Source organism: Gordonia sp. ABKF26, assembly GCF_041103195.1.
Classification (GTDB): domain Bacteria; phylum Actinomycetota; class Actinomycetes; order Mycobacteriales; family Mycobacteriaceae; genus Gordonia; species Gordonia terrae.
The window spans coordinates 4,479,917-4,500,812 of sequence record NZ_JBGCVZ010000003.1 but is presented as its reverse complement, the minus strand read 5'-3'; the positions used below and the strand labels follow the sequence as shown (position 1 = coordinate 4,500,812).

At 66.6% G+C, this 20,896-nt stretch carries 16 protein-coding genes and 1 pseudogene; 12 read left to right on the top strand and 5 right to left on the bottom strand.

The window, feature by feature from the left end; all coding sequences use genetic code 11:
• Window positions 1–45: 45 nt before the first annotated feature.
• From AB4Z55_RS20820 to AB4Z55_RS20810, 3 genes are all read right to left on the bottom strand, one after another.
• Window positions 46–897 carry an IS3 family transposase gene (locus tag AB4Z55_RS20820; RefSeq protein ID WP_239402670.1) on the bottom strand — a complete coding sequence of 284 codons (852 nt, stop codon included), beginning with the start codon at window positions 895–897 and terminating at the stop codon, window positions 46–48.
• Entirely contained in the window at window positions 894–1,376 is a 483-nt protein-coding gene (locus tag AB4Z55_RS20815) for a helix-turn-helix domain-containing protein (RefSeq protein WP_239402528.1), read from the bottom strand. Before AB4Z55_RS20815 ends, AB4Z55_RS20820 begins: the two co-directional genes overlap by 4 nt.
• A 108-nt stretch (window positions 1,377–1,484) precedes the next feature.
• Window positions 1,485–2,255: an SDR family oxidoreductase gene (locus AB4Z55_RS20810; RefSeq protein ID WP_004020057.1), complete on the bottom strand. Its 771-nt coding sequence runs from the start codon at window positions 2,253–2,255 to the stop codon at window positions 1,485–1,487.
• 189 nt (window positions 2,256–2,444) lie between these two features.
• On the opposite strand from AB4Z55_RS20810, the gene AB4Z55_RS20805 reads away from it, so the two are divergent.
• The 6 genes from AB4Z55_RS20805 to AB4Z55_RS20780 all read left to right on the top strand — a co-directional run bounded on the left by AB4Z55_RS20805 (window position 2,445) and on the right by AB4Z55_RS20780 (window position 8,721).
• Window positions 2,445–3,368, top strand: a complete 924-nt coding sequence (locus AB4Z55_RS20805) for a diiron oxygenase (RefSeq protein WP_004020056.1) — start codon at window positions 2,445–2,447, stop codon at window positions 3,366–3,368.
• Complete coding sequence (locus tag AB4Z55_RS20800) at window positions 3,368–4,987, top strand: FAD-dependent oxidoreductase (RefSeq protein ID WP_369520430.1); 1,620 nt, start codon at window positions 3,368–3,370, stop codon at window positions 4,985–4,987. Before AB4Z55_RS20805 ends, AB4Z55_RS20800 begins: the two co-directional genes overlap by 1 nt.
• 83 nt (window positions 4,988–5,070) lie before the next feature.
• Window positions 5,071–5,424, top strand: coding sequence for a DUF2834 domain-containing protein (locus tag AB4Z55_RS20795; RefSeq protein WP_064569369.1), 354 nt, complete (start codon window positions 5,071–5,073; stop codon window positions 5,422–5,424).
• A gap of 107 nt (window positions 5,425–5,531) precedes the next feature.
• Window positions 5,532–5,879 carry a hypothetical protein gene (locus AB4Z55_RS20790; RefSeq protein ID WP_033203836.1) on the top strand — a complete coding sequence of 116 codons (348 nt, stop codon included), beginning with the start codon at window positions 5,532–5,534 and terminating at the stop codon, window positions 5,877–5,879.
• Window positions 5,879–8,389: a nitrite reductase large subunit NirB gene (nirB, locus tag AB4Z55_RS20785; protein ID WP_369520429.1), complete on the top strand. Its 2,511-nt coding sequence runs from the start codon at window positions 5,879–5,881 to the stop codon at window positions 8,387–8,389. Before AB4Z55_RS20790 ends, nirB begins: the two co-directional genes overlap by 1 nt.
• Window positions 8,386–8,721, top strand: a complete 336-nt coding sequence (locus tag AB4Z55_RS20780) for a Rieske (2Fe-2S) protein (RefSeq protein ID WP_354559868.1) — start codon at window positions 8,386–8,388, stop codon at window positions 8,719–8,721. The genes nirB and AB4Z55_RS20780 overlap by 4 nt, the downstream gene beginning before the upstream one ends.
• Window positions 8,722–8,873: 152 nt before the next feature.
• Here the strand turns inward: AB4Z55_RS20780 and AB4Z55_RS20775 are convergent.
• A pseudogene (locus AB4Z55_RS20775) lies at window positions 8,874–9,183 on the bottom strand (GIY-YIG nuclease family protein).
• A 383-nt stretch (window positions 9,184–9,566) separates the two neighbouring features.
• Window positions 9,567–13,682 (bottom strand): molybdopterin-dependent oxidoreductase, encoded by a 4,116-nt coding sequence (locus tag AB4Z55_RS20770; protein WP_369521040.1) that lies wholly within the window; start codon window positions 13,680–13,682, stop codon window positions 9,567–9,569.
• A 240-nt stretch (window positions 13,683–13,922) separates the two neighbouring features.
• Here AB4Z55_RS20770 and AB4Z55_RS20765 point away from each other — a divergent pair, with 240 nt between their 5' ends.
• The 6 genes from AB4Z55_RS20765 (at window position 13,923) to AB4Z55_RS20740 (ending at window position 20,805) form a co-directional block, all read left to right on the top strand.
• Complete coding sequence (locus tag AB4Z55_RS20765) at window positions 13,923–14,609, top strand: response regulator transcription factor (RefSeq protein WP_004020048.1); 687 nt, start codon at window positions 13,923–13,925, stop codon at window positions 14,607–14,609.
• Window positions 14,610–14,611: 2 nt separating this feature from the next.
• A complete protein-coding gene (locus AB4Z55_RS20760) occupies window positions 14,612–16,144 on the top strand; it encodes a HAMP domain-containing sensor histidine kinase (RefSeq protein ID WP_239403748.1) in 1,533 nt (510 codons plus the stop codon).
• A gap of 218 nt (window positions 16,145–16,362) precedes the next feature.
• The gene (locus AB4Z55_RS20755) at window positions 16,363–17,880 is read left to right on the top strand and encodes a trypsin-like peptidase domain-containing protein (RefSeq protein ID WP_239403747.1); all 1,518 of its coding nucleotides are present in this window, start codon (window positions 16,363–16,365) and stop codon (window positions 17,878–17,880) included.
• A 139-nt stretch (window positions 17,881–18,019) separates the two neighbouring features.
• Window positions 18,020–18,688, top strand: a complete 669-nt coding sequence (locus tag AB4Z55_RS20750) for a molybdenum cofactor biosynthesis protein B (RefSeq protein ID WP_004020045.1) — start codon at window positions 18,020–18,022, stop codon at window positions 18,686–18,688.
• Window positions 18,689–19,393: 705 nt separating this feature from the next.
• Window positions 19,394–20,035 carry an MspA family porin gene (locus tag AB4Z55_RS20745; RefSeq protein WP_248644946.1) on the top strand — a complete coding sequence of 214 codons (642 nt, stop codon included), beginning with the start codon at window positions 19,394–19,396 and terminating at the stop codon, window positions 20,033–20,035.
• Window positions 20,036–20,106: 71 nt separating this feature from the next.
• Window positions 20,107–20,805 carry an MspA family porin gene (locus AB4Z55_RS20740; protein WP_248644947.1) on the top strand — a complete coding sequence of 233 codons (699 nt, stop codon included), beginning with the start codon at window positions 20,107–20,109 and terminating at the stop codon, window positions 20,803–20,805.
• Window positions 20,806–20,896: the final 91 nt, after the last annotated feature.

Sequence of the window (20,896 nt, the reverse complement as noted above, 5' to 3'; positions counted from 1 at the left end):
GTTCAATGGACTGGTCCCCAGGAGTTGGACTGGTAATTCGGGAGGTTACGCCACGAGGGTCTGAGTCCGGTATTGCACCGGGCTTAGACCCTCGAGGCGTTCGGAGGTGCGGTTGTAGTTGTACCAATGGATGTAGTCATGCAGGGCGGCCTCGAGGGCTTGAGTGTCGAGGTAGGTGACGTGGTGGAAGCATTCCTCCTTCAGGTGTCCGAAGAACGCTTCCATCACGGCATTGTCGTAGCAGTTCCCTTTACGTGACATCGATTGCTGCGCACCGGCTTCGGCGAGTAAACGTCCCCAAGTTTTGTGCTGGTATTGGAAACCTTGATCGGAGTGCACCAACGGGCGCTGGCCGGGTTCGAGGGTGGCAAGTGCGGCCCGCAAAGACGAGTGGGTCAGATCTAGATTCGGCGATCGACTGATCGAGTAGGCAATGATCTCGCGGTTGTACAGGTCCAAGATCGGTGACAAGTACAGCCTGTTCTCGCCGATATGGAACTCGGTCACGTCGGTGACCCACTTCTGGTTGGGCGCCTCGGCGGTGAAGTCGCGGTTAAGTAGGTTGTCGGCGATGACCCCGGTCTGGCCCTGGTACGACACGTAACGACGCCGGCGGACCTGACAGGCCAGACCGAGCTGACGCATCAGCGCCAGCACGGTCTTCTTCGCGATCTGCTCGCCACTGTTGACCAACTCGCGGTGTACTCGCCGGTGGCCGTACCGGCCCTTGTTGGCGTGAAAGATCTCGCTGATCGCGGCCTTGGTCTGTTCCCATGGGTCGGGGCGGGCGAGTCGGGCCTGGTGGTAGAAGAACGTCGAGCGTGCCAGCCCAGCCGCGGCGAGCAGATCGCCCAGTCGATGTTCTGCCTTGAGGGAGACGACGGCGTGAACCTTCAGGACCGTCGGTGCTGCTGCCTCAAGGCCTGCAATTTTCCCAAGTATGCGTTCTCCGCCCGCAACCGCTCGTTGTCCCGACGTAACTGTTCCAGCTCGCTGAGCTCTTCGACCGGCTGGGTGCGAGGGCGGCCACGCGGCTTGGGTTTGAGCCCATCGACGCCGTCACGACGGTAGATTCGCGCCCACGCTTTGAGCTGTTGAGGGGAGGACAGGCCGGCCTCTTGACTGAGCGTGAGCGCGTTCTCGCCGGCCAGGAAACGCTGCACCAGAGCGACTTTAAACTCGAATGAGTACGTGCCCTGGACTCGCTTCTCCACCAATGCACCCCTGCCATGAATTCGCCAACGCTGATACAGCGTCTTCACCGCATCGCGTGACGCGCCTACCTTCCTAGCGACCCAGCGATCAGCGAAACCTTCCTCGAAAAAGGCTACCGCCCGCTCACGCTGCTCCACCGACAACGAACTACGTGGATGCATACAACTCTCCCCGGGTAGTCGAAACTGATTTTCAGTCCAACTCCTGGGGACCAGTCCATCAAGCGCGGTGGGTGTGCGGAAAAGGGGTGGGTTTGCGGGGGTGCGGGACTACTGGGCGATGTACTTGTTGACGGTCCGGTTGAGGAAGTTCGGGATGAACTTGGCGGCGTTCTGGAGGACGAGAGTCTGCGTGCCGACGGAGTAGCTGGTGCGATGCAGCAGCTTGTCCTGGCGGGTCGGGTGCACCGACTCCCAGATCTTGTCGGCGACCTGCTCGGGGGTGATACGGATGCCCAGCGTCTTCGTCGACTTCGCGCCGCCGGTCGCGAGCGCGGTCTTGGCCCAGAGCGGCCAGATGCTGACGACGCGGATGTCGTCGTGCTCCCACTCGAGCTCGAGTGCCTCGGTGAGGCCGGCGACGAAGAACTTGGTGGCCGAGTAGACCGCGATGCCGGGCTGGCCGTAGATGGCCGACGCCGATCCGATGTTCACCAGGTGCGCGCCCGGCGTCTTCTTCAGGTACGGGTGCGCGGCCTGAGCGCCGAGCGCGACGCCGAGGGCGTCGATGTCGATCTGACGCTTGATCTGATCCGGCGAGATGTGGTCGATCTGGCCCTCGTGGAGGATGCCGGCGTTGTTGTCGAGGACGTCGAGTGTGCCGCCGGTGTGCGAGGTGAACTCGGCGAGGGCCTCGGCCCACTGCTCCGGTTCCCGGACGTCGATGGTGCCGGTGATGAAGTCGGGATGGTCTGCCTTCACCTTCGCCAGCGCGTCGACGTCGACGTCGTAGACGCCGACGGTCCATCCTTCGCGGCCGAAACGTTCCGCGGTGGCGAGACCGATTCCGGCGGCGCCGCCGGTGATGAAGATGGAAGGCATGCGAACTCCTAGTCGGTGAACAGAACAGTTGGACGTCGATGACCTGCGACGATTGTGCTCGGTGTCGAACTTACCGGTGAGTATATTCGTCGATTCGTTTACTCGGTCACACGGCGGTGCTATCTTGACAACACGCATTGTCATTACATCGATCATTGTCACGATCGACGACCGGGAAGCGAGTGCTCCATGACCGCCGCGATGGAACGATCCGAGAACGTCATCAGTCTGCGTGACCAGGGAACCGAAGAGGTCTCGGCACGGTTGCTGGCATCGGCCGCCCGGTTGTCACGCAACGCGATGACCGAGATCGACTGGTCCAAGCCGATGGACCCCACCAAGTACGGGTGCAGCCCGGAGTGGTCCTCGCTGTACGGAACCGCGTACTGGGACGAGTTGACCGAGGAGCAGCGCATCTCGGTGACGCGCCACGAGTTCGCGTCGATCATGAACATCGGGATCTGGTTCGAGATGATCCTGCAGGAGATGGTCATCCGCGACCAGTACCTCGGCGACTACCACGGGTCGGAGTTCCAGTTCGCGCTCACCGAGGTCGCCGACGAGTGCCGGCACTCGCTGATGTTCGCCAAGGCGTCGGAGAAGATGGTCGGCGCCTCTTACCACCCGTCGAAGAAGGTCTCGCGCCTCGGCAAGATCTTCATGCAGACCGCGAAGAACGAGGTCGCCTACGCCGGCATCCTGGTCGCCGAAGAGGTCTTGGACGTCTTCCAGCGCGGCTGCATGCGCGACGACCGGGTGCTCGACTTCATCCGCACCGTGAACGAGATCCACGTCCTCGAAGAGTCGCGCCACATGAAGTTCGCGCGCGAAGAGGTCCGTGACTCCCTGGAGGGCGTCAGCTGGGCGCGCCGCCAGTTCAGCGCATTCGCGGTCGCCGTCGGGGCCTACTTCATCGTGACGAGTCTGGTGCAGCCCAAGGCCTTTGCCGACGCCGGACTCGACGTCGACCGTGCTGTCCGGGAGATGCGCAGCAATTCGCACTTCCACTCGATGATCCGCAGCAGCTGCGCCCACCTCATGGAATTCCTCGACGAGGTGGGACTGCTCACCAAGCCGGCCATGCGGTACTACCGGAAAGCGCACATGCTCTGATGTTCGTCATCACCCAATCATGTTGTAGCGACGCGGCATGCGTCGCCGTGTGCCCGGTCAACTGCATCCATCCGACGCCGGAGGAGCGCGGCTTCGGCAGCTCCGACATCCTGCACATCGATCCCGAGGCGTGCATCGACTGCGGCGCCTGCGCCGACGCCTGCCCGGTCGACGCGATCTATCCCGCCGACAAGCTCGGCACCCGGGACAAGGTCTTCATCGACATCAACGCGGACTTCTACAAGAACAACCCGGATGTCCGGTCGGGCTGGGCGCCCATCGGCGAGGACTCGGAGTCGACGGTCACCTATCCGGACGTGCCGAAACTGCCTGCGGGACTCCGCGTCGCGCTGGTCGGTACCGGGCCCTCCGGCGGTTACGCGCTGCGCACGCTGCTCGATCGGACCGAGGCGCGGGTCACCGTGATCGACAAACTCCCGACGCCGGGCGGGCTCGTGCGCGCCGGGGTCGCCCCGGATCACCCGGGCACCAAGGGCGTGCTCCGCGGCTTCGACCTGCTCTACCGCGATCCCCGGGTCACGATGCTCACCAACGTGACCATCGGCGACGGTCGAGACCAGATCACGCCCGCCGAACTGGCCGAGCACTTCGACGCCGTGTTCTACGCGGTTGGCGCGAGTGAGTCACGGCGACTGGGCATTCCGGGCGAGGACCTTCCGGGCTCGACCTCGGCCACCGATCTGGTGGCCTGGTACAACGGGGTGCCCGGCGTCGACGCCGGGCCGCCGTTGCGTCGCGGAACCTCCGACGACCCGGCGATGGGCCGCGCGGTCGTCGTCGGTACCGGCAACGTCGCTCTCGACGTCGCGCGCATCCTGGTGTCGCCGCCGGAGCTGTTGGCCACCACCGACATCGCCGACCGTGCGCTGGACCTGCTGGCCGAGCAGAACGTGCACGAAGTGGTTCTGCTGGGTCGTCGCGATCAGGCCTCGGCGGCCTACACCGCGGCCGAATACCGTGCGCTGTCGGAGATCCCGGGCGTCGAGGTCGAGGTCATCGACGAGGTCGACGGTGCCGACCTCTCCAGGTTCCGTGAGCCGGCCGATCCGAATCGCCGCCGAATCGTGTTCCTGTTCCACAGCAGCCCCGAAGAGATCACCGGTGATTCGCAGGTCGAGTCCGTCACGGTCCGCACCGGCGAGGGACGTCACCACATCGCGACCGATCTCGTGGTGCGCTCGATCGGCTATCGTTCGACCCCGATTCCCGGGCTCACCTTCGACGATGCGCGTGGAGTCTTCAGCAACGTCGACGGCCGCCTCGTCGACGAGACGGGCGCGATCATCCCGGGCGGTTATGTGCTCGGCTGGGCCAAGCGCGGACCCAGCGGCGGGATCGGCGCCAACAAGATGTGTGCCACGCGAACCGTCGAGGACTTCCTCGCCGATGCCGCGGCGGGACGTATCCGACGCACCGATCGCGAACCCGGTGCGTTCGGCGCCCTGGTCCGCAAGCGCGTCGCGACGGTGATCGGCTACCGCGGAATGCGTGCCATCGATCGACGTGAACGGCGTCGGGGCCTCGAGCAGGGGCGGCCGCGGGTGAAGTTCACCCAGGTCGCCGAGATGGTCGGCGCCGCCGGGTGGCGCCGGACCTGAGGTCCATCGTCGGCGCGGAATCCCTCCGCGCCGACGCTCGACCGTGGCACGATCGGGGTTCGGTGCATGTCGAGGGAGGCGCGATGACGACGACCGATACCGACCAGAAGTGGCGCGAGCGATCGTTGCTCGTGGTCTTCGTGGCTGCGCTGGTGACCCAGAACGCCATCGCGATTCCCTACGTGCGAAGTAACGGTCCCGAGTCGGTGAAGGACTTCTTCGTCGGCGACATCCTGAGGACGACTCCGGGCCGGTTCGCGATGGTGGACCTCACCTTCGTCGTCATCGGCTTTCACCTGTGGGCCTTCGCCGAAGCCCGCCGGCTCCGCATCCTGCCGTGGTGGGCCGCGTCGGTGGTGCTGACCTTCGGGGTGGGTATCGCCACCGCGATCCCGTTCTTCTTCCTCGCGCGGGAGCGTGCGCTCGGCGCGCGATAGTCCCGTTGCCCGCGCTCTCCTCGGCGGGCGGGCCCGGTGAGAACCAGACAACGTCGCCGTAACACCGAGGCAAGTCGCATTTCATGCGCCTCGCGGATAGTGGCGACATGTCGAGCACTCCACGTTTTCTGCAGGGTGTCCATGCGTTCGCCGGCTCGGGTCTGTCCAAGCCGGGGCCGATCGACGCGTCACTGACCTTCGTCGTGCCGTCGGGAATGACGGCTCAGCCGTTGTACTTTCGCGGCGGTAACAGCTCCGACGAACTCATCTGCGTGACCCTCGTGCGCGACGGCACCCCGATGCGGATGTTCCCCATGGGGGCGAAGTCGTCGGTCAATGTGCCGTTGCGGGTCGTCGAGGACGTGGAACCCGACAGCACACTGGAACTGCTGCTCGCGGCGCCCGAGGGGGCGAGCGGCGAGGTTGTCGTCGACTTCGGGATGGTCGTCTTCTGATGGGCGGCGAGTACGCGACGCCTGACCGGGAGGCGGTCCGCAGGCTGGTGGTGGTCGGCAACGGCATGGCCGGCGCGCGCACCGTGGAGGAGATCATCTCCCGGGGAGGCCGGGATCAGTTCGACATCACCATGATCGGCGATGAGCCGTACGGCAACTACAACCGGATCATGCTCAGTCACGTGCTGGCCGGTGAGGCCGCGGTCGACGACGACGATCTGATGCTCAACCCGATGGCGTGGTACCGGGAGAACGACGTCACTCTCCACTCCGGTGATCGTGCCGAGTCGATCGACCGGTTCGCCAAGACGGTGACCTGCGCGAGCGGACGGGTCATCGGATTCGACGTGCTGATCGTCGCCACCGGGTCCCACACGTTCTTCCCGAACATGGACGGACTGCGCGAGTCCGACGGCCGGCTCGCGCGCGGGGTGTTCGGCTTCCGCACCATCGAGGACACCAACGGCATGCTGCAGATGGCGGCGTCTCGTGACGACGTGCGCGCGGTGGTGATCGGCGGTGGGTTGCTGGGACTCGAAGCCGCTTATGGCCTTCGGACGCAGGGGCTGGCCGTCGACGTCGTCCACTCGCCCGGGCATCTGATGAACCAGCAACTCGACGAGCGCGGCGGCAAGGTGCTGCGCAACCAGATCGAAGCGCTCGGGGTCGGTGTCCACACCGGCAAGCGGACCACCGCGGTCCTGCGCAACGACGACGGGACCGTTGCCGGTGTCGGTTTCACCGACGGGGATTCGCTGCCCGCCGACATGATCGTCGTGACCGCCGGCATCCGCCCCAATGTTGAGATCGCCCGCGGCGCGGGCCTGGTCGTCGAACGCGGAATCGTCGTCGACGATCAGATGCGTTGCGAGGACGAGGCGTTCATCTACGCGGTCGGCGAATGCGCGCAGCACCGCAGCGAGGTGTACGGTCTGGTCGCGCCGCTGTGGGAGCAGGCGGTGGTGCTAGCCGACGTGCTGACGGGCGCGAATCCGGCTGCGGAGTACCATGGTTCGCGCCTGACCACCAAGCTCAAGGTCGCCGGCGTCGACGTCGCGGCCATGGGTGTCAAGGGCCCCGAACGCGAGGACGACGAGTTCGTCCAGTTCTACGAACCGCGCAACGGCGTCTACAAGAGTGTGGTGGTCCGCGACAACAAGCTCATCGGAGCGATGCTGTTGGGGGACATCTCGAAGGTCAATTTTCTCACCCAGGCATTCGACGACAAGGTCCCGTTGCCGGACGAGCGCATCTCGATGCTGTTCGACCTGGGCACGCCCAGCGCCGAGACCGGGGCGGCCGAACTCGCCGACGACGTGCAGGTGTGCAACTGCAACGGGGTCACCAAAGGTGACATCGTTGCCTGCGTCGCGTCGGGGTGCACGAGCGTGGGGGATGTGTGTGCGAAGACCCGCGCCGGCAAGGGTTGTGGGTCCTGCAAGGGTCTCGTCGCCGACATCGTCGAACTGGCCGCGGGCGACGCGCTCACCGCCGACGCTTCGGCCGACTGGTACGTACCGGCGATCCCGTTGACGAAACCCGAACTCATCGCCGCCATCCGACGGCAGAACCTCCGGTCGGTCAGCGAGGTGTTCGACAAACTCGCACCCGATGGTGAGGACGCGACGGCCAAGATGCCGCTCGCATCGCTGTTGCGGATCATCTGGGGCTCGGACTGGAAGCGCGAACCCGGCGCACTGTTCGTCAACGACCGTGTGCACGCCAACATCCAGCGCGACGGCACGTTCTCGGTGGTGCCCCAGATGAAGGGCGGGGTGACCTCGCCCGATCAGTTGCGCAAGATCGCCGACGTCGCCGAGAAGTACTCGATACCGATGATCAAGGCGACCGGTGGACAACGACTGGACCTGCTCGGCGTGAAGAAGGAAGACCTGCCGAAGGTCTGGGAAGATCTCGGCATGCCGTCGGGGTACGCCTACGGCAAGAGTTTCCGAACCGTGAAAACCTGTGTCGGAACCGATTACTGCCGATTCGGACTCGGCGATTCGACACAACTCGGCATCGACATCGAGACCCGGTACCAGGGGCTGGAGTCGCCGGCGAAGCTCAAACTCGCGGTGACCGGATGCCCACGTAACTGCGCGGAGGCGCTGTGCAAGGACTTCGGCGTCGTCGCGATCGGCGACGGCAAGTGGGAGATCTACGTCGGTGGCGCCGCAGGCGCGCACATCCGCAAGGGTGACCTGCTCGCGACGGTCGACTCGGCCGACGAGGTGATCCGGTTGTGCGGCATCTTCATCCAGTACTACCGCGAGCAGGGCAAGTGGCTGGAGCGCACATACTCATTCGTGCCGCGCATCGGCATCGACGAACTCCGCGCGATCATCGTCGACGACCGTGACGGACTGGTGGCGGGGTTACAGGAGGGGATCGACGCCGCAGTCGAGGCCTACGTCGATCCCTGGCTCGATCGCGCCGAACCGAAGTCGCCCGCACAGTTCACGTCGGCGCTGCCGCTGCTTCCGCTGCCCCAGGTGCCGGTCCGATGACCAGCGTGTCGGTGGACGCCGGCGTCGTCGTCGGTCCCATCGCGGATCTGCAGATCGGCGAGAGTCGGGCATATGCGGTGCAGGACAGACAGGTCGCGGTGTTCCGGCTGACCGACGGGACCCTGCGCGCCACCGACGCCGTCTGCCCTCACCGCGGGGGACCGCTCGCCGATGGCCAGTTCGATCTGGGCAGGGTCGTCTGCCCGTTGCACCAGTACGCCTTCGGGCTCGCCGACGGTCGATGTACCACGGACGGAATCGGTTCCGTCGGCGTCTACCGGGTCGAGGAGCGCGGCGGGGACATCGTGCTCTGGTTGGATAGCGCTCCCTGAGGAGCGATGGCGACCATCGGAATGCTCCTGAGGTGTGATGGTGACCATCGAATGCTCCCTGAGGAGCGAGCTTGCGAGGGCCCCATCCTGCTCCCTGAGGAGCGAGCTTGCGAGCGTCCCATCCTGCTCCCTGAGGAGCGAGCTTGCGAGCGTCACGAAGGGTCTGGGCGACTGCTCACCGAGATGCTCCCCTTGGCGCGACTCGAGAGTTGACGAAGGAGTTCGACGTCTCCGTCGATCAGGGCACGCTTCTTCGCAACGTGACCACCCGTGGATGCGTCGCTCGATCGCGTAAGCGTCCTGCAACTCTAGTTCAGCCGCCCACATGAGCTTCACCGGGCGTCGTCGGGATGTGAACCCGACTTGCGCGGAACTGTGCTGTTGCAGTCGCTTGTCAAGATCGCGCGTGCTCCCGACGTAGAACAAGCTGTCGGCGCACTCGAGTAGATAGACCCATGCCATCCGCCCATCCTCGGGGCACATGTGAACCAATGACGGCATGCGTACAGCTCTGTGTATGGACGAGTCGCTTCATCGATGCTTGTACACACCGCCGGATGAAAGTGTTGTCAGTTCGGATCGTGTGGTTGCGAGGACCCTTCGTGACGGCCCTCCGCAGGCTCCGGGCCTCCTCAGGGAGCGGTAGGGGTTGCGGCTGTCGGGCATTGCGCAGGGAGCGGTGGGAGGTTGTGGGTGTGGTTGCGAGGACCCCTTCGTGACGCTCGCAAGCTCGCTCCTCAGGGAGCAGAGGGGGTCGCTCTTCGCACCTCAGGGAGCGGTGGGGGTCGCTCCTCGCACCTCAGGGAGCATGGGGGTCGCTCCTCGCACCTCAGGGAGCATGGGAATCAGTACACGTCTCGCACGTACCGCTTGTCGGCGGCGAGTGCCTTGACGTAGGATTCCGCACTCGCGGGGGATCGGCGACCGTGCTGCGCGACAATGCCTTTCAGTGTTGCGTCGACGTCCTTGGCCATCTTCGTCGCGTCCCCGCAGACGTACACGTGGGCGCCGTCGTGCAACCACTGGTAGAGCTCCTCGCCGTGCTCGCGCATCCGATCCTGCACGTAGATCTTGCGGTCCTGGTCGCGTGAGAAGGCGACGTCGAGGCGGGTCAACACTCCGTCACCGAGCATCGCCGTCAGCTCGTCGCGGTAGTAGAAGTCGGTGGCCGAGTACTGCTCGCCGAAGAACAACCAGTTCTTTCCGTTGTGCCCCAACGCCTCACGCTCGCGCAGGAACCCGCGGAACGGGGCGATGCCGGTACCGGGACCGATCATGATCATCGGGGTGTCGGGATCGGCCGGCGGACGGAAGTGACTGGTCGACGTCACGAAGACACCGATCTCGTCGTCGGCGCGGTCGGCGAGGAAGGTCGAGCAGACGCCGCCCCGGGGTGTCCCGAACAGGTTGTAGCGCACCGCCGACACCGTCAGCTGGACTTCGTCGGGACTTTCCACGGGGCTCGAGGAGATCGAATACGAACGCGGCGACATCGGTTTGAGGACCTGCATCCACTCCTCGACGTCGGCGGCGACGGGGTGATCGGCCAGGATGTCCACCGACTGACGTCCCCACGCCCACTCGGTGAACGGCTGCTTGTTCCCGGCGGCGATCAGGGTCTTGAGGTCGGCGGAGCCGGCTCGTTCGGCGACGAAGCGGACGAGATCGGGTGTCACACGGGCGAACTCGATCCGCTCCCGCAAGGCGTCGTGCAGGGGCAGGTTCTCGCCGGCCACCGTCACCGACGCGCCGGCGTCGAGACCGGTGCGCTCGAGGAATTCCCCGACGAGTGCGGGATCGTTGCGTGGCCACACCCCCAGCGCGTCACCGGCCTGATAGGACAGGGTGTCGGCGGGGAGATGAAAGCCGAAGTTCCGCACGTCTTTCCGCGACCCGTCGGAGTTGAGTCTGACGTTCCGGACGAGCGAGGTGAGCAGGGGCTTCTTGCGCGAGTAGGCCGGCGCGGATCGCACCGACGGTGCCGCCGCGGAGTCGGCCGGTTCGCTGACCACGGTCACCCGGTCGTCGTCGACCCCGGAGGTGGGCGCCCGGTTCGACATGCTGATCGCCCGGATGACCTCGGTCAACCAGCCGCCGGCCGTCTCCTCGAAGTCGGGTTCGCAGTCGACGCGATCGAGCAGGCGGCGTCCACCCAGTTCGCCGATGCGGGTGTCGAGATTGCGTCCGTGTCCGCAGAAGTCGTCGTACTTGGAGTCGCCGAGCGCCAGCACCGCGTAGTCGACCCCGGTCAGGTCGGGAGCGTCGTCGGAGTTCAGGGCATCCCAGAAGGATGTGCCGTTGTCCGGTGGGTCGCCGTCTCCGGTGGTCGAGGTGACGAACAGGGCGGTGCCCTTCAATTCGCCGACCTCGACGTCGTCCATGGATCGGGCATCCACTCGCAGACCACTGGCCTTCACCCGTTCGGCCGTTTCCACGGCGAGTTCCTCGGCGTTGCCCATCTGCGACGCCCACAGCACGGTCACGGTGTCGGTGTCCGGCACCGTCGACGACGAATCTCCCTGGGCTGCACCCGTATCAGGCGCCACGGTGCCCCGGGAGTACAGGCCCGCGAGCACGCCCGACACCCAGACGCGCAGCTCGGCACCCAGTGGTGCATCGGCCGGAAGGACCGGACTGCCCGCGGGAGATGCACCCACCCCGGCCGCCAATCCGGCCAGATAGAGGCGTTCGGCCGGCGTCATCGGGGGCGGCGCCACCTCGGACACCCCCAGTGCTTCGGTCAGTCTCGTCGACCCGGCGGCGACGACCGGCGTGTCGTCGGCGTCTCCACGCGCAGCCGGTACCCGGATCAAGGTCACCGCGCACACCTTCAGCTCCGGCTGCTGCGAGAGCGGGTCCACCGCGTCGGACGTGACCGCGTTGATCGCGAGATGCTCGCCGAAGACGTCGTTCCAATGGAACGGCACGAAGCAGTTGCCGGGCCGGACGCGGTCGGAGATCCGCGCGGGCAACACCGCCCGGCCCCGCCGGGACGCGACCTCGACCTTGTCCGCGGCTGTGATGCTCAGCCGGTCGGCATCGTCCGGGTGGATCTCGACGAAGGGCTCCGGATTCAGTTTGTTCAGCTTGGCCACCCGTCCGGTCTTGGTCATGGTGTGCCACTGATGCGGCAACCGGCCCGTGTTGAGCAGGAACGGATAGTCGTCGTCGGGCATCTCGGCCGCGTCGAGGTGCGGGCGGGCGAAGAACTGCGCGCGGCGGGTCGGGGTGGCAAAGGCCAGCCGCGGCGTCGACCCGTCGTCGAGGCGGTGCAGGGTTTGGCTGCGACCGTCGTTGAGATACCGGATCGGGTTGCGGGCACCGCTGTCGGCCGGGTCGGCGGCGTCGTCGGAGACCGGTGGACACGGCCACTGCATCGGAGTCCGGCGGAGTCGGTCGTAGGTCACCCCGCGCAGGTCGTACCCGGTGTTCGGGTTCGCGAACCGCGTGATCTCCGCGAACACCTCTTCGGCGCTCGAGTAGTCGAAGGCGTCGGCGAAGCCCATCTCCGAGGCGATCCGCGCGATCATCTGCCAGTCCGGGATCGCCTGTCCGGGTGCGGCGAGCGCGGGTTCGAACAGGGTGAGGTTGCGTTCGGAGTTGACCATGACACCGGTCGACTCCGACCACAGGGTCGCGGGCAGGACGACGTCGGCGTACTGGTTGGTCTCGGTCTCGACGAAGGTGTCCTGGGCGATCACGAGTTCGGCGCGTTCGAGTCCCTCGATGACGGTCTTGCGATTGGCCACCGAGGCAACGGGATTGGTGCAGATGATCCAGCACGCCTTGATCTCACCGTCGGCCATGCGCTGGAACATGTCGATGGTGCCGCCACCGACGTCGGTGCGTAGCGTCCCGGCCGGGACACCCCAGATGTCCTCGACGAAGTCGCGATCCGCCGCGGACACCACCGAGCGCTGGCCGGGCAGGCCCGGACCCATGTAACCCATCTCGCGGCCGCCCATGGCATTCGGCTGCCCGGTCAGCGAGAACGGTCCGCTGCCGAGTCGGCAGATGGCACCGCTGGCGAGGTGGAGGTTGATGAGCGCGTTGGTGTTCCACGTCCCGTGGGTGGACTGGTTGAGACCCATGGTCCAGCAGCTCATCCAGTTGGCTGCGTTCCCGATGAGGTCGGCGGCCGCCCGCAGGTCGGCTGCCGGTATCCCGGTGATCGATTCGACGACCTCCGGCGGGTACTGGGCGGCGAACTCGGGGATCTGGTCGAAGCCGTCGGTGAAGGACTCGATGAACTCGGAGTCGGTGTGGCCGTTCTCGATGAGCAGATGGAGCAGACCGTTGAGGAAGGCGAGGTCGGTCCCGGACCGGATCTGCAGGAACAGATCGGCTTTGTCGGCGGTCGCCGTGCGTCGCGGGTCGACGACGATCAGATTGGCTCCGGCTTTGACGCGGTCCATCATGCGCAGGAACAGGATCGGGTGACAGTCGGCCATGTTGGCGCCGATGACGAGGAAGACGTCGGCGTGGTCGAAGTCCTGATACGACCCGGGCGGCCCGTCCGAGCCGAGTGACAACTTGTACCCGGTCCCGGCGCTGGCCATGCAGAGCCGCGAGTTCGACTCGATCTGGTTGGTGCGCAAGAACCCCTTGGCCAGTTTGTTCGCCAGGTACTGCGCCTCGAGCGACATCTGGCCCGAGACGTACAGGGCCACCGCGTCGGGCCCGTGCTCGTCGATCACGGTGCGAAGCCGGCGAGCCGTGTCGGTGATGACGTCGTCGAGTTCGGCGGGCCGGAGCTGACCGCCGCGATCGTCCCGCACGAGGGGAGTCGACAGGCGTCCGCCGGCCGAGAGCATGTCCGCGGTCGTCGACCCCTTGGTGCACAGGCGGCCGAAATTGGTCGGATGATCGGATCGTCCGATCGTCTTGGTGACCCGGTCGGAGTCGTCGTCGAGCTTCATCTCCATGCCGCAGCCGACGCCGCAGTAGGCGCACAGCGACATCACCGATGGGGACACGACAGAACGAGTCGGGGCAGGGACGGTCACGGGTTCCAGCGTCTTAGGTCGATGTTTCGCGACCCGAAGCCCGGCGTTACGCATCCATCAACTTGACCTCACAGGACTCGGTCCCGGATGTGAAAGGGTGCGAGAACCGCAGGTGAGCGACGAGACCGTCACTCGAACGAGCGGGTTTCGGCGTTGCTCAGCCGGATCTCAGCCGGGGTGGATAAGACTGTATCCATGCGCATCCTCGTGGTCGATGACGATCGGGCCGTCCGGGAGTCGTTGCGACGGTCGCTCACCTTCAACGGCTACAGCGTCGAGACCGCCGGCGACGGCATCGAGGCACTCGAGAAGATCCTGGCCGACCGGCCCGACGTGGTCATCCTCGATGTCATGATGCCCCGTCTCGACGGTCTCGAGGTGTGTCGCCGACTCCGTTCCGCCGGTGACGACCTCCCCATCCTGGTCCTGACCGCCCGTGACTCGGTGTCCGAGCGGGTGTCGGGCCTCGACGCCGGGGCCGATGACTACCTGCCGAAACCGTTCGCCCTCGAAGAACTCCTGGCCCGGTTGCGGGCGCTGCTGCGTCGTGCGTCACCCGACGACGACGCGGACTCGGAAACCCTCACCTTCGCCGATCTCTCGCTCGACCCCGTCACCCGTGACGTCACCCGAGGCGAGCGTCCGATCAGCCTGACCCGCACCGAGTTCGCCCTGCTCGAGATGCTGATGGCCAACCCGCGCCGCGTGTTGTCGCGCAGCCGCATCCTCGAAGAGGTGTGGGGATACGACTTCCCGACGTCGGGCAACGCCCTCGAGGTCTATGTCGGGTATCTGCGGCGCAAGACCGAGGCCGACGGTGAGCCACGACTGATCCACACCGTGCGCGGCGTCGGATATGTACTCCGGGAGACGCCGCCCTAGTGATGGGGAAGTCGTCGAACCCCGCGTCACGTCCGAGGACGCGGGATCTCCTCCGCGACCGGGTCACCCGGGCGATCACGGGGCACAGCGCCGGTGACGGATCCGACGAGAAGGAGATGCGCGCGCCGATGCCGCTGATGCGCGCGGTGTCGCTGCGGACCCGGGTGACGATCCTGTCGGCGACCGTCGTCCTGGTCTCGGTGAGCCTGATGGCGGCCGCCGCGTACTTCGTCGTCTACCGCGCGATGTACAACGACGTCGACCAGCAGCTCGAGAGTCGCGCCGACGGGATGGCCGCGCTCGCCCGAGCGGGGGTGCTGCGCACGCAGCCCGAACAACTGGTGGCGGGCACGGTGTTCTCCACCAACATCTCGATCGCGCTGGTGACCCCCGGCGGCGAGACATATCTGATCGGCCAGGTGCCCTTCGACGACGTCGAGCGCGGCATCGTCCGATCGCCGTCGGTGCCCGGCTCGACGCAGCAGAGCTTGCGCACCACGCGAAACCAGCGAGTCCTGACGCGCAAACTCGACGACGGCAATACCCTCGTGCTCGCGCAGAGCCTGATCCAGACCGACCGGGTACTCAAACGTCTGGCCTGGGTGCTGTTCGTGGTCGGCTGCGGCGGGGTCGCGCTGGCCGCCCTGGCCGGGACGACGGTGGCGCGCGCCGGACTCCGGCCGGTGGCCCGGCTCAACCGGGCTGTGGAGCGGGTCGCCCGAACCAACGACCTCACACCCATCCCGGTCACGGGCAACGACGAATTGGCCAAGCTCACCGCGAGTTTCAATGCGATGCTGCGCGCCCTCGACGAATCACGGGACCGGCAGGCGCGTCTCGTCGCCGACGCCGGCCACGAACTGCGAACCCCCCTGACCTCCTTGCGGACCAACCTGGAGCTGTTGATCGCGGCGAGCCGACCGGGCGCCCGAGCCGTACCCGAGGACGACATGATCGACCTGCGGGCCGACGTGGTGGCGCAGATCGAGGAGTTGTCCACGCTGGTGGGCGATCTCGTCGATCTCGCACGCGAGGACGCCCCCGAGGTGGTGTACGAGGAGGTCGACGTCGCCGAGATCGTCGAACAGGCCCTCGAGCGAGTTCGACGGCGCCGCAACGACGTCGAATTCGAGGTCGATCTCTCGCCGTGGTTCGTCTTCGGCGAGGCGCACGGCCTCTCGCGCGCAGTGCTCAACGTTCTCGACAACGCGGCCAAGTGGAGCCCGCCGGGTCGGACGGTGAGTGTCGGCCTCACCCAGGTCGGGATGTCGAGTGCGCAGCTCACCGTCGCCGACGCCGGCCCCGGAATCCCCGAGGAGGACCGCGGTCTCGTGTTCGAGCGGTTCTATCGGTCCACCCAGTCGCGGTCGATGCCGGGATCGGGCCTGGGACTGGCGATCGTGCGTCAGGTGGTCGAACGACACGGCGGCACCGTGGTGGCCGACACGTCGCCGCTGGGGGGAGCGCTGATCCGGATGACCCTGCCGGGCCGGGCAACTGCCGCGGAACCATCCCCGCAGGTGATTCGTCAGTAGAGGAGAAGCGGTGACATCGGCGCCGACGACTCAGCTGCCGGCGACGGCGAACGGCTCCGTACGCACCCGGTGTGACCTGGTCATCGATAGGGTTGACTGAAGGCGCAGTTCGGGTACACGGCCGAGGAATCGGTCCCGGCCCGTCCATCGGAACAGATCAGCACCGGCTGCACAGACGAGCACGAGCACACGGCCGGACCGACGAGGAAGAGACGAAGATGACGACTGGCGGTTCGCACGGTGACGGTTCCTACGGGGGCGGTCAGCACGGGGATGGTCAACCCGGTGGCGATCAGCACGGTGGCGGTCAACCCGGTGGCGGCCGGCCTGCCGGGGCCCACCACGCGGCGCCCGGGAACGAAGCGTCATCGCCGGGTGGTTCGTTCGGCCCGCCGTCCGGGTCCTTCCCCGCACCGGGCGGCCGGCCCGGTTACCCCGGCAGCAATGCGCCGACGTCGTCGTACGGCCGACCCGGCACGAGTCCGTTCCCGCCTCAGGGCCCCTACGGTCCGGGTCCCGCGTACGGACAGTCGGGGCCGGCGCCCTATGGCGCGCAGCTCGGCTCGCAGCCCGGCATGCCGGGCCAGGGCGCGGACGGCTCGTCGGCCGCGCCCACCAAGAAGAAGGGGGGCGGCGGACGCCTCGTCGCCCTGGGAGTGGGTGCCCTCGTGCTCGCGTTGGTCGCGGGCGGTGCGGGCGGTGTCGCCGGATACAACCTGGCCGATTCCGACGGCGGTTCCAGCACCAGCAGCGGCCCGCTGGGCGGCGATCCCGGCAATGGCAACACGGCCCCGGTGGCCGCGCCGGCCGGTTCCGTCCAAGAGGTCGCGGCCCGGGTCACCCCGTCGGTGGTCTCCATCGAAGTCGCCTCCGGCGGGGCGATGGGCTCCGGCTCGGGGGTGGTGCTCAGCGACGACGGCGTCATCATGACGAACAATCACGTCGTCAGTGCCGGCGGCGACGGCCCGGCATCGCGCGTCGCGGTCAACTTCGCCGACGGTTCGCGATCGCAGGCCCGTGTCCTCGGCGCCGACCCCATCTCCGACATCGCGGTCATCAAGGTCGACCGCGACGACCTGACACCGATCACCGTCGGCAACTCGAACAATCTCGCCGTCGGGCAGGACGTGATCGCGATCGGCTCGCCCCTCGGACTCGCGGGGACCGTCACGACCGGGATCATCAGCGCACTCAATCGGCCGGTGCTGACGTCGCGTGACCCCGGAACCAACACCACCTCGGTCATCGACGCCATCCAGACCGACGCCGCGATCAACCCCGGCAACTCCGGCGGCGCACTCGTGAACGCTCGCGGCGCGCTGATCGGGATCAACACCGCCATCGCCACCCTCGGTGGGGGCGAGGAGCAGGCCGGTGGCAGCATCGGACTCGGGTTCGCGATCCCGATCGACCAGGCCATCCGGGTGGCCCGGGAACTCGAATCGACCGGCAAGGCCACCCACGCCAACATCGGGGTGTCGGTACGGCCGAGTGGAGCGTCCGACGCACCGGGTGCCGTGGTCACCGCGGTGACGCCCGGCGGCCCGGCCGCAAGCGCGGGCATCCCCGACGACGCGGTCATCACCAAGGTCGACGACCGCGTCATCTCTTCCGGGGACGCGCTCGTGGCCGCGGTCCGGTCGCACGCCCCGGGCGACACGGTCAGCGTCACCTACGTGGACAACGGTGCGACCAAGACCGCCCAGGTGAAGCTGGGGACGCTCGAGGTCGGCTGAGGGGGTGATCGTCGGCGGGACCGTCCCCGCCGGCGAGGACAACTGCATCGAGGAGGCTGCGTCGACGACCGCCCAGGGCGGCGGCGCAGCGCAGCACGAAAGACCGTTTCGACGGTCCCACCCATAGAAAGGGCCTGTCATGTCCGACGCTGCTTCGCGCAAGCCGGGTAACACCGTCGTCTCCGCCGAGAACGACATCGACGAGAACTCGCTGGACGTCCGCCTCGCGGGCGGGCCGGGACCGGTCGATCCCGCGGACGTGGTCGCCGCCGATGCCGCGGCGCGTGAATTCGTCGCCCGCCACGAGCAGGCCACCCATCGTCCCCAGGGTGAGGAGATCGGCCGCGCGCTGGTCGTCGTGGTCGACGACGAAGCGGCCCACGGTGAGGATCAACGACTTCTCGGCCCGCTCGTGAGCGAGTTGCTCGCCGAGGCCGGGTTCCACGTGGACGCCGCTGTCGTGGTCTCGGGCGACGAGGTGGAGATCCGCAACGCGCTCAACACCGCGGTGATCGGCGGTGTGGACCTCGTGGTGTCGGTGGGCGGGGTGGGTGTCGGCGCGCGCGATGTGACGCCGGAGGCCACCGAACCGCTCCTGGATCGACGTCTGCGCGGCATCGAAGAGGCCGTTCGCAGCTCGGGCCTCGCCGCAGGAGCCACCGACGGCGGACTTTCGCGCGGCCTGGTCGGAATCAGCGGCCAGACACTCGTGGTGAATCTGGCCAACTCGCGCGCGGCCGTCCGTGACGGGATGGCGACCGCCGCGCCCCTCGCCAAGTACGTGATCGAGTCGATCAGCGAGTTCTGACCGGTTCGCTCTTCGGGCCGTTTCTGGGCTGCGAAATCTGTTCAGCAATGCTAAGAAAACACCTGGTTAACAGGGTGATGACCGCCTCTCGATTGGACGTCTGACCCGGTGGCACACGATCCCACAGACCCGGAGAAATCCGCGATGAGCAGCGATGATGACGCCGCGCAGCACCGGGCTGCGCGGCGTCGTCGCCTCGACTCGGTGTTCGGGGACGACCTCCCTGAACTGACTTCAGACGAGAGTGACCAACATCACACAGGGCATTCTAAGGATTGGTTCGAGGCGCAACGACCGCCTCATCACGGGTGAGCGGGGCGCGCTCGCACGCGGGCACAGCAGGGTGTTTTCCTGTCGTTAACTTTCGACTTTCGATCGCTGGCGAATCCGGTATTCACGATGGTGCGTGGCCTGTTCGTGACACGCTCGAGTCCTCCTGTTGCCCCACTTGAGACCCCTCCGATAACGTTCGGCTCGACGACACGCCGGTCCCCAGAGTCGGGGACCGGGGGTAGTCCTGCGATCTGTCGCGAGTGACAACGCAGCAGTGACCAGGAATTCGATGGATTCTTAACGACAGCTAAGACATGCGTAAGAGCTGGCTTGGTGGTAACTGTGTGGAAGCCCATCGAACGTCGTGGGTCATGACTTGCGGGTGTGAGTGCATTCCGCGGGGTAACAGCCGAATCCTGTGAGAGGGAACGAATGAGCAAGTTCAGCAAGCTTGGGCTGCGCCGCGCCGCGGGCGCGGTCGCGATCGCCTCGGCCGCGGTCGTGGGCCTGGCCGGCATGGGTGCCGGTGAAGCCGCGGCAGTGAAGCTGCCGAATGGTTACAAGAACGCGACCGGCATCGACGGCGAGTCGATCCAGACCTGGCGTACCGCCGAGAGCGCGTACCCGATCCCGACCGTCGCGAACAACCCCGCATCGCGCGGATTCGTGATCTCCGGTACCTACTCCGGCAAGGCGTCAGCGGGCGTCGGCGGCAACCTGGCCGTGAAGTACATCGTCGGCTGCCAGGTCGACGTCAGCGGCATCACGCTTGACCTCGGTGGCGTGATCAGCCTTTCCGCGGCCACGCTGTCCGGATCGCTGAGTCTGCCGCTGGCGCCCGGCCAGGTTGCTGTTGTCAGCATCACCGACAAGGACTACTCCGACTCCGGTGTCGCTGCTGTCCAGCTGTCGCAGCTCTCGTTCAATCTGAACCAGTGCGGCGGCTACGCTTCGGCCCGCTCGGCTGTCAAGACCATCGGTGCCAAGGGTTACAGCACCGATGACGGCAAGCTGAGCGGCGAGGGCACCCTCATCCAGTCCACCCTGTACGGCAAGCCCTTCACCATCGGTTGATTCGGGCGCAGATAACCAGCTCCACCTGACTTGTCTGCCCTGAGCAGATCGATATTCCACGAAGGGGAATCATGAAGAAGAACATCACGCGTCGCGTGGTTGCGGCGGCCGGTATCACCGGTGCCGTCGCGATGGGCCTCACCAGCCTGGGCGCCGGCGGCGCCACCGCCGGCCCGCTCGCGGGTGGCACCATCACCAAGACCCTGGTCGATGGCACGCCCGTCACCGTTCAGCTGTTCGACGAGTACGTGAGCATCCAGCGTCCGATCAGCAATGTCCCCACCACCCGTGAGGGCTGGCTGTCGGGCAAGGTCCGCGTGACCGTCGGTGGCAAGGCCGAGGGTGGCTCGATCAAGGTCGGCTACGACGTCGGCTGCCAGGTCCATTTTGGTGGCGGCGAAGCGAAGGTTCCCGGCGCCGAGGCCGGGGTCGAATACGCCCCGGGTAACGTGACCGCCGGTGGCGGCCTGACACCCATCGACGACGACGACAACCTTTTCGGTGGCGGCGTCTCGCTCGGCCCGGGTGAGGTCAAGCGTCAGTGGCTGATCGACGAGACCTCCGGCGACAACACGGCGTACAAGGACTACAACCTGAGTGCTTACACCTTCAAGGGCCAGAGGGGCGGTGTCGCCTACAGCCAGGAGCAGTTCAAGATCGAGAGTTGCGCTGGTTACGCGTCGGCTCGCGCCTTCATCCAGGTGACCGTCAGCACCGACGCCGTCAAGGGTGTCGTGGCGCTGAACGGCAAGCCGTTCAGCCTCGGCTGATCGACTCTTTCTCTCCACGCCGCGGGGCGGGAATCCGAACGGATTCCCGCCCCGCGGTTTTTGGTTGGCGGCTGCTGCGGTGTCGCTGTGA

What these genes read in the sequence shown, in the direction of transcription:
- AB4Z55_RS20815 (WP_239402528.1), bottom strand. Translation starts at nt 1,376, where the DNA reads ATGCATCCACGTAGTTCGTTGTCGGTGGAGCAGCGTGAGCGGGCGGTA.
- AB4Z55_RS20810 (WP_004020057.1), bottom strand. Translation starts at nt 2,255, where the DNA reads ATGCCTTCCATCTTCATCACCGGCGGCGCCGCCGGAATCGGTCTCGCC.
- AB4Z55_RS20805 (WP_004020056.1), top strand. Translation starts at nt 2,445, where the DNA reads ATGACCGCCGCGATGGAACGATCCGAGAACGTCATCAGTCTGCGTGAC.
- AB4Z55_RS20800 (WP_369520430.1), top strand. Translation starts at nt 3,368, where the DNA reads ATGTTCGTCATCACCCAATCATGTTGTAGCGACGCGGCATGCGTCGCC.
- AB4Z55_RS20795 (WP_064569369.1), top strand. Translation starts at nt 5,071, where the DNA reads ATGACGACGACCGATACCGACCAGAAGTGGCGCGAGCGATCGTTGCTC.
- AB4Z55_RS20790 (WP_033203836.1), top strand. Translation starts at nt 5,532, where the DNA reads ATGTCGAGCACTCCACGTTTTCTGCAGGGTGTCCATGCGTTCGCCGGC.
- nirB (WP_369520429.1), top strand. Translation starts at nt 5,879, where the DNA reads ATGGGCGGCGAGTACGCGACGCCTGACCGGGAGGCGGTCCGCAGGCTG.
- AB4Z55_RS20780 (WP_354559868.1), top strand. Translation starts at nt 8,386, where the DNA reads ATGACCAGCGTGTCGGTGGACGCCGGCGTCGTCGTCGGTCCCATCGCG.
- AB4Z55_RS20770 (WP_369521040.1), bottom strand. Translation starts at nt 13,682, where the DNA reads ATGTCGCTGTGCGCCTACTGCGGCGTCGGCTGCGGCATGGAGATGAAG.
- AB4Z55_RS20765 (WP_004020048.1), top strand. Translation starts at nt 13,923, where the DNA reads ATGCGCATCCTCGTGGTCGATGACGATCGGGCCGTCCGGGAGTCGTTG.
- AB4Z55_RS20760 (WP_239403748.1), top strand. Translation starts at nt 14,612, where the DNA reads ATGGGGAAGTCGTCGAACCCCGCGTCACGTCCGAGGACGCGGGATCTC.
- AB4Z55_RS20755 (WP_239403747.1), top strand. Translation starts at nt 16,363, where the DNA reads ATGACGACTGGCGGTTCGCACGGTGACGGTTCCTACGGGGGCGGTCAG.
- AB4Z55_RS20750 (WP_004020045.1), top strand. Translation starts at nt 18,020, where the DNA reads ATGTCCGACGCTGCTTCGCGCAAGCCGGGTAACACCGTCGTCTCCGCC.
- AB4Z55_RS20745 (WP_248644946.1), top strand. Translation starts at nt 19,394, where the DNA reads ATGAGCAAGTTCAGCAAGCTTGGGCTGCGCCGCGCCGCGGGCGCGGTC.
- AB4Z55_RS20740 (WP_248644947.1), top strand. Translation starts at nt 20,107, where the DNA reads ATGAAGAAGAACATCACGCGTCGCGTGGTTGCGGCGGCCGGTATCACC.